This window comes from Streptomyces himastatinicus ATCC 53653 (genome assembly GCF_000158915.1).
GTDB lineage: Bacteria > Actinomycetota > Actinomycetes > Streptomycetales > Streptomycetaceae > Streptomyces > Streptomyces himastatinicus.
Map to the genome: position 1 here is coordinate 1961997 of NZ_GG657754.1, position 10743 is coordinate 1972739.

The 10743-nt window shown below is 71.6% G+C and carries 7 protein-coding genes and 2 pseudogenes; 1 reads left to right on the forward strand and 8 read right to left on the reverse strand.

Annotation, left to right across the window (positions count from 1 at the left end; all coding sequences use genetic code 11):
- Positions 1-14: 14 nt before the first annotated feature.
- From pyrF to pyrR, 8 genes and pseudogenes are all read right to left on the reverse strand, one after another.
- Positions 15-878 carry an orotidine-5'-phosphate decarboxylase gene (gene pyrF / locus SSOG_RS07550; RefSeq protein WP_009713619.1) on the reverse strand — a complete coding sequence of 288 codons (864 nt, stop codon included), beginning with the start codon at positions 876-878 and terminating at the stop codon, positions 15-17.
- Complete coding sequence (locus tag SSOG_RS07555; protein WP_009713620.1) at positions 875-2077, reverse strand: quinone-dependent dihydroorotate dehydrogenase; 1203 nt, start codon at positions 2075-2077, stop codon at positions 875-877. Before SSOG_RS07555 ends, pyrF begins: the two co-directional genes overlap by 4 nt.
- An 80-nt stretch (positions 2078-2157) precedes the next feature.
- The gene (carB, locus tag SSOG_RS07560; RefSeq protein WP_009713621.1) at positions 2158-5469 is read right to left on the reverse strand and encodes a carbamoyl-phosphate synthase large subunit; all 3312 of its coding nucleotides are present in this window, start codon (positions 5467-5469) and stop codon (positions 2158-2160) included.
- A complete protein-coding gene (gene carA / locus SSOG_RS07565; protein ID WP_009713622.1) occupies positions 5462-6601 on the reverse strand; it encodes a glutamine-hydrolyzing carbamoyl-phosphate synthase small subunit in 1140 nt (379 codons plus the stop codon). Before carA ends, carB begins: the two co-directional genes overlap by 8 nt.
- Positions 6598-7201 (reverse strand): annotated as a pseudogene (locus SSOG_RS07570) (PH-like domain-containing protein). The gene carA and the pseudogene SSOG_RS07570 overlap by 4 nt, the downstream one beginning before the upstream one ends.
- A complete protein-coding gene (locus tag SSOG_RS07575; protein WP_009713624.1) occupies positions 7198-8493 on the reverse strand; it encodes a dihydroorotase in 1296 nt (431 codons plus the stop codon). The pseudogene SSOG_RS07570 and the gene SSOG_RS07575 overlap by 4 nt, the downstream one beginning before the upstream one ends.
- A 2-nt stretch (positions 8494-8495) precedes the next feature.
- Positions 8496-9476: an aspartate carbamoyltransferase catalytic subunit gene (locus SSOG_RS07580; protein WP_009713625.1), complete on the reverse strand. Its 981-nt coding sequence runs from the start codon at positions 9474-9476 to the stop codon at positions 8496-8498.
- A 148-nt stretch (positions 9477-9624) separates the two neighbouring features.
- Positions 9625-10209, reverse strand: coding sequence for a bifunctional pyr operon transcriptional regulator/uracil phosphoribosyltransferase PyrR (pyrR, locus tag SSOG_RS07585; protein ID WP_009713626.1), 585 nt, complete (start codon positions 10207-10209; stop codon positions 9625-9627).
- 222 nt (positions 10210-10431) lie between these two features.
- Between pyrR and SSOG_RS07590 the strand changes: the two are divergent.
- Positions 10432-10743 (forward strand): annotated as a pseudogene (locus SSOG_RS07590) (helix-turn-helix domain-containing protein); the annotation flags it as partial.

Here is a 10743-nt window from a genome sequence, read left to right on the forward strand (position 1 = left end):
ACAAAATAGCTCGGTTATTCAGCCACGGCACGCACGTCATCAGCCATTCGGGCCGCCGCCTCGACCAGTGCGGAGGCATCCGGTCCGTGCTTGAGGACCCCGCGGCTGACGCTCGGAACGACGTTCCGGACCGCCGTTCCGAACACCTGGGGAAGGTCCGCGGGGGTCGCCCCCTGGGCGCCGATGCCGGGCGCCAGCAGCGGCCCGTCGATCGCCAGCTCCGCCCCGATCCGTTCCGCCGTGGCGCCGAGGGTCGCCCCGACGACCGCGCCGTACGAGCCGAGGGCGCCCTTTTCGGCCTCCTCGGCGTTCTCGGCCTTGAGGTGGGCCAGCACGGACGCGGCGACGGTCGTCCCGTCGGGCCGCGCCGCGTGCTGCACCTCGGCGCCCTCCGGGTTGGACGTCAGCGCCAGTACGAAGACCCCCGCCCCGCTCGCCCGCGCGGCGTCCAGCGCGGGACGCAGCGAGCCGAAGCCGAGGTAGGGGCTGACGGTGACCGCGTCCGAGAACAGCGGGCTGGTGGGGTCGAGGTAGGCGGCGGCGTACGCGGCCATCGTTGACCCGATGTCGCCGCGCTTGGCGTCCATCAGCACCAGCGCCCCGGCGTCCCGGGCGTCCGCCACGGCCCGCTCCAGCACGGCGATGCCGCGCGAGCCGAAGCGCTCGAAGAAGGCCGACTGCGGCTTGAGGACGGCGACGCGCCCGGCGAGCGCGTCCACGACGGTCCGCGTGAACCGCTCGAGCCCCGCGACATCGTCCCCGAGCCCCCAGTCGGCGAGCAGGGAGGCATGCGGATCGATGCCGACGCAGAGGGGCCCGCGCTCGTCCATGGCCCGGCGCAGACGCGTACCGAAGGGGGTGGGTGCAGGTGTCGTCATGGATCTCTCCTAGGGGAATTCCGTGCCCCTCCAGGGGGCACCCCCAGCCCCTCCGGCGTTTGAGGAGCGGGGGGTGTGGGGGGCGGAACTGCACTAACTATGGGGCGGCGGCCGCACCCCACCGCGTCGGCCAGGGTCTCGTACGGGGACGCGGCGAGCCGGGCGGCCAGCCCGCGGTGGATCTCGCGGGCCCAGAACGGCCCGCGGTAGATGAACGCGCTGTAGCCCTGCACCAGCGTCGCCCCCGCGAGGATCCGCTCCCACGCGTCGTCGGCCGTCTCGATCCCGCCCACGCCCACGAGCGTGAGCCGGTCCCCCACCCGGGCGTACAGGCGCCGCAGCACCTCCAGCGAGCGGGCCTTCAGCGGGGCCCCGGACAGCCCGCCGGTCTCGCCGGTGAGCTGCGCGGGGGACGTCAGACCGAGGCCGTCCCGCGCGATGGTCGTGTTCGTGGCGATGATGCCGTCCAGGCCCAGTTCGACGGCGAGGTCGGCGACCGCGTCCACGTCCGCGTCGGCGAGATCTGGCGCGATCTTTACCAGCAGCGGCACCCGGCGCCCGCTCACGCTGCGGTCGGCGGCCTCGCGGACCGCGGTCAGCAGCGGGCGCAGCTGATCGACGGCCTGAAGGTTCCGCAGTCCGGGGGTGTTGGGCGAGGAGACGTTGACGACGAGGTAATCCGCGTGGGCGGCCAGTCGCTCGGTCGAGGTCACATAGTCGGCGACCGCTTCCGCCTCCGGGACGACCTTCGTCTTGCCGATGTTGACGCCGACCGTCGTACGGAACGCGGCGCGGCGGGCCGCGAGACGGTCGGCGACGGCGGCCGAGCCCTCGTTGTTGAAGCCCATGCGGTTGATCAGCGCACGGTCGCCGACCAGCCGGAAGAGCCGCTTCTTGGGGTTGCCGGACTGCGGCTGGCCGGTGACGGTGCCGATCTCGACATGGTCGAAGCCGAGCATGGCCATGCCGTCGATCCCGGCGGCGTTCTTGTCGAACCCGGCGGCGAGCCCGAACGGCCCGTGCATCCGCAGGCCCAGCGCCTCGGTGCGCAGCGCCTTGTCACGCGGGGCGAGGACGGCCGCGACGAAGGTCCGCAGGACGGGGATGCGGGCGGCCAGCCGGATCCAGCCGAAGGCCAGGTGGTGGGCCTTCTCCGGGTCCATGCGCCGGAAGAGCAGGTGGAAGAGCAGCGAGTACATGAGGGGCTTTCTGCGCACGGCGGGAAGGGAGGCTCGCGAAGCGGGGAGGGGGACACCGGCCGGTGTCCCCCTCCGTCGCCTCACTCCTCGCGAGCGGCGGTCAGATGTTCCGCGTGTTCCTGGAGCGACCGGACGCCGACCGTGCCCCGGCCGAGCGCCTCGATGCCCTGGACGGCGGCGGCGAGGGCCTGGACGGTGGTCAGGCACGGGACGCCGCGGGCGACGGCCGCCGTACGGATGTCATAGCCGTCGAGCCGGCCGCCGGTGCCGTACGGGGTGTTGACGATCAGGTCGACGTCCCCGTCGTGGATGAGCTGGACGATGGTCTTCGTACCGTCCGGCCCCTCCCCCTCGCTGTGCTTGCGGACGACGGTGGCGTTGATGCCGTTGCGCTTGAGGACCTCCGCCGTGCCCGAGGTGGCCATCAGCTCGAAGCCGAGGCCGACCAGCTCCCGGGCCGGGAAGATCATCGAGCGCTTGTCGCGGTTGGCGACGGAGACGAAGGCGCGCCCCTTGGTGGGCAGCGCCCCGTACGCCCCGGCCTGCGACTTGGCGTACGCCGCGCCGAAGACCGAGTCGATGCCCATGACCTCGCCGGTCGAGCGCATCTCCGGGCCGAGGATGGTGTCCACCCCGCGCCCCGAGGCGTCGCGGAACCGCGACCAGGGCATCACGGCCTCCTTGACGGAGATCGGCGCGTCCAGCGGCAGCGTGCCGCCGTCACCGGTCGCGGGCAGCAGGCCCTCGGCGCGCAGTTCGGCGACGGTCGCGCCCAGCGAGATCCGGGCGGCGGCCTTGGCCAGCGGTACGGCGGTGGCCTTGGAGGTGAAGGGGACCGTGCGGGAGGCGCGCGGGTTGGCCTCCAGGACGTAGAGGATGTCCCCGGCCATGGCGAACTGGATGTTGATCAGTCCGCGGACGCCGACGCCGCGCGCGATGGCCTCGGTGGAGGCGCGCAGCCGCTTGATGTCGAAGCCACCGAGGGTGATCGGGGGCAGCGCGCACGCCGAGTCGCCGGAGTGGATACCGGCCTCCTCGATGTGCTCCATGACGCCGCCGAGGTACAGCTCCTGGCCGTCGTAGAGCGCGTCGACGTCGATCTCGATCGCGTCGTCGAGGAAGCGGTCGATCAGCACCGGGTGCTCGGAGATGAGGCCCGCGTGGCGCTCCAGGTACTCGGCGAGCGAGGGCTCGTCGTAGACGATCTCCATGCCGCGGCCGCCCAGTACGTACGAGGGGCGGACCATGACCGGGTAGCCGATCTCGGCGGCGATGCCCTTGGCCTGCTCGAAGGAGAAGGCGGTGCCGTACTTGGGGGCGGGCAGCCCGGCCTCGGTGAGCACCCGGCCGAAGGCGCCGCGCTCCTCGGCGAGGTTGATGGCCTCGGGCGAGGTGCCGACGATGGGCACGCCGTTGTCCTTGAGGGCCTGGGCGAGGCCGAGCGGGGTCTGGCCGCCGAGCTGGACGATCACACCGGCGACCGGGCCCGCCTGCTGCTCGGCGTGCACGATCTCCAGGACGTCCTCCAGGGTGAGCGGCTCGAAGTAGAGCCGGTCGGAGGTGTCGTAGTCGGTGGAGACGGTCTCCGGGTTGCAGTTGACCATGACGGTCTCGTAGCCCGCGGCGCTCAGCGCGAACGAGGCGTGGACGCACGAGTAGTCGAACTCGATGCCCTGCCCGATGCGGTTGGGGCCGGAGCCGAGGATGATCACGGCCGGGGTCTCGCGCGGCGCGACCTCGGTCTCCTCGTCGTAGGACGAGTAGAAGTACGGGGTCTTGGCGGCGAACTCGGCGGCGCAGGTGTCGACCGTCTTGTAGACGGGCCGGATGCCGAGCGCGTGCCGCACCTCGCGGACCACGTCCTCGCGCAGCGAGCGGATCCCGGCGATCTGGGCGTCGGAGAAGCCGTGCCGCTTGGCCTCGGCGAGCAGCTCGGGGCCGAGCTTGTCGGCGGCCGCCAGCTCGTCCGCGACCTCCTTGATCAGGAAGAGCTGGTCCACGAACCAGGGGTCGATCTTCGTGGTGTCGAAGACCTCCTCCGGGGTGGCCCCGGCGCGGATGGCCCGCATGACCGTGTTGATCCGGCCATCGGTGGGGATCACGGCCCGCTGGAGGAGTTCGGCCTTGTCGCCGGGCTCGCCGGTGAAGTCGAACTGGCTGCCCTTCTTCTCCATCGAGCGCAGCGCCTTCTGGAGCGCCTCGGTGAAGTTACGGCCGATGGCCATGGCCTCGCCGACCGACTTCATGGTGGTGGTGAGGCGGGCGTCGGCGGCCGGGAACTTCTCGAAGGCGAACCGCGGCACCTTGACCACGACGTAGTCGAGCGTGGGCTCGAAGGACGCCGGGGTCTTCTCGGTGATGTCGTTGGGGATCTCGTCCAGCGTGTAGCCGACGGCCAGCCGGGCGGCGATCTTCGCGATCGGGAAGCCGGTGGCCTTGGAGGCCAGCGCGGAGGAGCGGGAGACGCGTGGGTTCATCTCGATGACGATGACCCGGCCGTCCTCGGGGTTGACCGCGAACTGGATGTTGCAGCCGCCGGTGTCCACGCCGACCTCGCGGATGACCGCGATGCCGATGTCGCGCAGCACCTGGTACTCGCGGTCGGTCAGCGTCATCGCCGGGGCGACGGTGATCGAGTCACCGGTGTGGACGCCCATGGGGTCGAAGTTCTCGATGGAGCAGACGACCACGACGTTGTCGTGCTTGTCGCGCATCAGCTCCAGCTCGTACTCCTTCCAGCCCAGGATCGACTCCTCCAGCAGCACCTCGGTGGTGGGCGAGAGGTTCAGGCCCTGGCCGGCGATGCGGCGCAGCTCGTCCTCGTCGTGCGCGAAGCCGGAGCCGGCGCCGCCCATGGTGAAGGAGGGGCGGACGACGACGGGGTAGCCGCCGAGTTCCTCGACGCCCGCGAGGACGTCGTCCATGGAGTGGCAGATGTACGAGCGGGCGGACTCGCCGTGGCCGATCTTGGCGTTGACCGCCTCGACGACGTCCTTGAAGAGGTCGCGGTCCTCGCCCTTGTTGATCGCCTCGACGTTGGCGCCGATCAGCTCGACGCCGTACTCGTCGAGGGTGCCCGCCTCGTGCAGCGAGATCGCGGTGTTCAGGGCGGTCTGGCCGCCGAGGGTGGGCAGCAGCGCGTCGGGGCGCTCCTTGGCGATGATCTTCTCGACGTACTCCGGGGTGATCGGCTCGACGTACGTGGCGTCGGCGATCTCCGGGTCGGTCATGATCGTGGCCGGGTTGGAGTTGACCAGGATGACCCGCAGGCCCTCGGCCTTCAGCACCCGGCAGGCCTGGGTTCCGGAGTAGTCGAACTCGGCGGCCTGGCCGATGACGATCGGGCCGGAGCCGATGACCAGGACGGACTGGATGTCGGTGCGCTTAGGCACGCTGGCCCTCCAACAGGGTGACGAAGCGGTCGAACAGGTACCCGGCGTCGTGCGGGCCCGCGGCGGCTTCGGGGTGGTACTGGACGCTGAATGCGGGGCGGTCGAGCAGGCGCAGCCCCTCGACCACGTTGTCGTTGAGGCAGACGTGGGAGACCTCGGCCCGCCCATAGGGGGTGTCGCTGGGCGCGTCGAGCGGCGCGTCCACGGCGAAGCCGTGGTTGTGCGCGGTGACCTCGACCTTGCCGGTGGTGCGGTCCTGCACCGGCTGGTTGATGCCGCGGTGGCCGTACTTCAGCTTGAAGGTGCCGAAGCCGAGGGCGCGGCCCAGGATCTGGTTGCCGAAGCAGATGCCGAACAGCGGGGTGGACCGCTCCAGGACGGCGCGCATGAGGGAGACGGGGTGGTCGGCGGTGGCCGGGTCGCCCGGGCCGTTGGAGAAGAACACGCCGTCCGGGTTCACCGCGTAGATGTCCTCCACGGTGGCGGTGGCGGGCAGGACGTGCACCTCGATGCCGCGCTCGGCCATGCGGTGCGGGGTCATGCCCTTGATGCCCAGGTCGATCGCGGCGACGGTGAACCGCTTGGTGCCGATGGCCGGGACGACGTACGTCTCCTGGGTGGCCACCTCGGCGCTCAGGTCGGCACCCTTCATCTGCGGGGCGGCCCGCACCTTGGCGAGCAGCGCGGCCTCGTCGGCGAGCGCCTCACCGGAGAAGATGCCGACGCGCATGGCGCCGCGCTCGCGCAGATGGCGGGTGAGGGCGCGGGTGTCGACGCCGCTGATGCCGACGACGCCCTGGGCGGTCAGCTCGTCGTCCAGGGAGCGGCGGGAGCGCCAGTTGGACGGCGTACGGGCCGGGTCGCGCACCACGTAGCCGGAGACCCAGATGCGCCCGGACTCGGGGTCCTCGTCGTTGACGCCCGTGTTGCCGATGTGCGGGGCGGTCATGACGACGACCTGGCGGTGGTAGGACGGGTCGGTCAGGGTCTCCTGGTAGCCGGTCATCCCGGTGGAGAACACGGCCTCGCCGAAGGTCTCCCCCACGGCCCCGTAGGCGCGGCCACGGAAGCTGCGGCCGTCCTCCAGGACGAGAACGGCGGGGGTCTGGGCCCCCCTGGTGGAGGTCGTCATCGTGCGCCTTCCTGGTTGTGCTCGGTGTGCTGGACGTCGTCGGGGGCGTCGGGGGTCGTGGCGGCGAGGGCCTCGACCCAGGCCGCGTGCTCGGCGGCGCGGTCGGAGCGGAAACCGGAATCGATCTGCCGGTCGCCGAGCTGCCAGGTGACGATCAGCAGCCCGCCCTCGGCGAGGACCTTGCCCGCGATGCCCTTGTCGAGCCGGGCGCCGCGGAGGCTTCCGGCCGGGATGAAGAAGTCCTGGGCGCCGGGCCGTACGACGCTCACGCCCTCCTCGGTGAGGGTCAGCTCGACGCGGCTGCGGGTGCCGAGGCCCCGGGCCACGATGCGGTCGAGCCACTGTCCGGCGGTGGTGGAGCCGTGGTAGCGGCCGGTGAGCGTCAGTTGCGCGGGGCCCGATGCGGCCGGGGGTTCGGGCAGCTCGGGCAGGTCGCCCTGGAGCGTGCCGCGCCACTTTCCTGCCCTTGCGCATCAGCCAGTAGATTAGCCCGATGAAGAGCAGCAGGCCGACGACCCAGCCGATGCGGGCGGCCCAGTCGGTGACGTCCTGGGACCGCTGCTCGGCGGCCAAGGAGGCCAAGGGGTTCGGAGATATCACGCCAGTTTCCCGTCCACGACCGTCGCCCGGCCCCGCAGGAAGGTGTGCGTCACCCGGCCCGGCAGTTCCCGGCCCTCGTAGGGGGTGTTGCGGCTGCGGGAGGCGAAGCCCGCGGGGTTCACCTCACCACGGTAAGCGGAGTCCAGCAGGGTGAGGTTGGCGGGCTCCCCGGCGGCGATGGGGCGGCCCTGGCCGGTGAGCCGGCCGATGGCCGAGGGGCGGGTGGACATCCGGTCGGCGACACCCGCCCAGTCCAGCAGCCCGGTGTCGACCATGGTGTGCTGGACGACGGACAGCGCGGTCTCCAGGCCGACCATGCCCATGGCCGCCGCGCCCCACTCGCAGTCCTTGTCCTCGTGCGGATGCGGGGCGTGGTCGGTGGCGACACAGTCGATGGTGCCGTCGGCCAGCGCCTCGCGCAGCGCCATGACGTCGGCCTCGGTGCGCAGCGGCGGGTTCACCTTGTAGACGGGGTTGTACGAGCGCACCAGCTCGTCGGTGAGCAGCAGGTGGTGCGGGGTGACCTCGGCGGTGACGTTCCAGCCCTTGGACTTGGCCCAGCGGACGATCTCGACGGAGCCCGCGGTGGACAGGTGGCAGATGTGCACCCGGGAGTCGACGTGCGCGGCGAGCAGTACGTCGCGGGCGATGATCGACTCCTCGGCGACGGCCGGCCAGCCGCCCAGGCCCAGTTCGGCGGAGACGATGCCCTCGTTCATCTGGGCACCCTCGGTGAGCCGCGGCTCCTGGGCGTGCTGGGCGACCACGCCGTCGAACGCCTTCACGTACTCCAGGGCGCGGCGCATGATCACGGCGTCGTCGACGCACTTGCCGTCGTCGGAGAAGACCCGGACCCCGGCGGCGGACTCGTGCATGGCGCCCAGCTCGGCGAGCTTCTTGCCCTCCAGGCCGACGGTGACGGCGCCGATCGGCTGCACATCGCAGTAGCCGGACTCCTTGCCGAGCCGCCACACCTGCTCCACGACGCCCGCGGTGTCGGCTACGGGGAAGGTGTTGGCCATGGCGTGGACGGCGGTGAAGCCGCCGACCGCGGCGGCCTTGGTGCCGGTGAGGACGGTCTCGGAGTCCTCCCGGCCCGGCTCGCGCAGATGGGTGTGGAGGTCGACCAGGCCCGGCAGCAGGATCTGCCCGGCGGCGTCGATCACGGTGGCGCCGTCCGCGTCGAGGCCGGTGCCGACGGCGGCGATGCGCTCACCCTCGATCAGCACGTCCTGCGGCTCGCCGCCGAGCACCCGCGCGCCGCGCAGCAGGGTCTTGTTCGTGTCGCTCATGGTTACTGGTTCTCCTCGGTGCGGGCGGCGGTGACGGCGGGCTCGTTGCCGCCGAGCAGCAGGTACAGGACGGCCATGCGGATCGAGACGCCGTTGGCGACCTGCTCGACGGCGGTGCAGCGGTCGGAGTCGGCGACCTCGGCCGTGATCTCCATGCCGCGGTTCATGGGCCCGGGGTGCATGACGATGGCGTGCTCGGGCATCCGGGCCATCCGCTCGGCGTTCAGGCCGTAGCGGCGCGCGTACTCGCGCTCGGTGGGGAAGAAGGCGGCGTTCATCCGCTCGCGCTGGACCCGCAGCATCATCACGGCGTCGGACTTGCCGACCACCGCGTCCAGGTCGTACGAGACGTCACAGGGCCAGCTCTCGACGCCGAAGGGGACGAGCGTGGGCGGGGCGACCAGGGTGACGTCGGCGCCGAGGGTGGACAGCAGGTGGACGTTGGAGCGGGCGACCCGGCTGTGCAGCACGTCGCCGACGATGGTGATCCGGCGGCCGGACAGGTCCTGGCCCACTCCGGAGGCACCGGAGGCCAGCCGGCGGCGCATGGTGAACGCGTCGAGCAGCGCCTGCGTGGGGTGCTCATGGGTGCCGTCGCCCGCGTTGACGACCGAGCCGTTGATCCAGCCGGAGGTGGCGAGCCGGTGCGGGGCGCCGGAGGAGTGGTGCCGGATGACGACGGCGTCGGCGCCCATCGCCTCCAGGGTGAGCGCGGTGTCCTTCAGGGACTCGCCCTTGGAGACCGAGGATCCCTTGGCGGAGAAGTTGATGACATCGGCGGACAGCCGCTTGGCGGCCGCCTCGAAGGAGATGCGGGTGCGGGTCGAGTCCTCGAAGAAGAGGTTCACGACGGTGCGGCCGCGCAGGGTCGGCAGCTTCTTGATCGGCCGGTCGGCGAGCCGGGCCAGCTCCTCGGCGGTGTCGAGGATCAGGACGGCGTCGTCGCGCGAGAGGTCGGCGGCCGAGATGAGGTGACGCTTCATCCGGTTGCTCCGTGGTTGAGGAGGAGTGCGGGCGTACGGGCGGGCAGGCGCCTGGTCCGGTGCCGGGCCGCGGGGGCCCTCGCACCGGTGGACGACGGTGACCGGGTACCCGGGATCGCCGGGAGCCGTCGCCGTCGGTACCGGGGCGCTACTTTCCGTCCGCGGAGGTGGTCTCGCGCAGGCCGAGGAGCACGCTGTCGCGCCCGTCCTCCTCGGTGAGCTGGACCTTGACCGTCTCCCGCAGCGACGTGGGGAGGTTCTTGCCGACGTAGTCGGCCCGGATCGGCAGTTCCCTGTGTCCGCGGTCGACGAGGACCGCGAGCTGCACGGCGCGCGGCCGCCCGATGTCACCGAGGGCGTCGAGCGCGGCGCGGATGGTGCGGCCGGAGAAGAGCACGTCGTCGACGAGGACGACCAGGCGGCCGTCGATGCCGTCGTCGGGGATGTCGGTGCGGGCCAGCGCGCGGGCGGGCCGCAGGCGCAGGTCGTCGCGGTACATCGTGATGTCGAGCGAGCCGACCGGCAGCTCACCGGCCGACCTGCCGGTGATCTCCTCCAGCCGGGCGGCCAGCCGCCGGGCGAGGAAGACACCGCGGGTGGGGATACCGAGCAGCACCACGTCGTCGGCGCCCTTGGCGCGCTCGACGATCTCGTGGGCGATGCGGGTGAGAACGCGCGCGATGTCCGGTGCTTCCAGCACGGAACGCGCGGCGTCCGAGGTACGGGCGTCCATTGGGAACGGACCTCCTTCTCCGCCTCACGGGACGGACCTTAAAGGACGTCGGATTTGCGCCATTCACAGTAGCAGGGGCGCATGGGGCGCTCGTCAACACCCCTGGCGAGAGCCCCTCCGCTCCATTCGGCTTGACGAAAGGAGATTACGCTACGTAACCTTCACAGTGAGTTACCAGCCGCGCGGCCGAGCCGCACGTCGATTCAGTGTCCGGGGAGCTTTATGTCCAGCGAATACGCCAAACAGCTCGGGGCCAAGCTCCGCGCCATCCGCACCCAGCAGGGCCTCTCCCTTCACGGCGTCGAGGAGAAGTCCCAGGGCCGGTGGAAGGCCGTGGTGGTGGGATCGTACGAGCGCGGCGACCGCGCCGTGACCGTCCAGCGTCTCGCCGAACTGGCCGACTTCTACGGCGTCCCGGTGCAGGAGCTGCTGCCGGGCACCAGCCCGGCCGGGGCGGCCGAGCCGCCGCCGAAGCTGGTGCTGGACCTGGAGCGGGCTGGCCCATGTGCCGGTCGAGAAGGCGGGCCCGCTCCA

Bases quoted from the DNA above. Each gene is read 5' to 3' on its own strand.
- pyrF (WP_009713619.1), bottom strand. From the start codon at position 878: ATGACGACACCTGCACCCACCCCCTTCGGTACGCGTCTGCGCCGGGCC.
- carA (WP_009713622.1), bottom strand. From the start codon at position 6,601: ATGACGACCTCCACCAGGGGGGCCCAGACCCCCGCCGTTCTCGTCCTG.
- SSOG_RS07580 (WP_009713625.1), bottom strand. From the start codon at position 9,476: ATGAAGCGTCACCTCATCTCGGCCGCCGACCTCTCGCGCGACGACGCC.
- SSOG_RS07575 (WP_009713624.1), bottom strand. From the start codon at position 8,493: ATGAGCGACACGAACAAGACCCTGCTGCGCGGCGCGCGGGTGCTCGGC.
- SSOG_RS07555 (WP_009713620.1), bottom strand. From the start codon at position 2,077: ATGTACTCGCTGCTCTTCCACCTGCTCTTCCGGCGCATGGACCCGGAG.
- pyrR (WP_009713626.1), bottom strand. From the start codon at position 10,209: ATGGACGCCCGTACCTCGGACGCCGCGCGTTCCGTGCTGGAAGCACCG.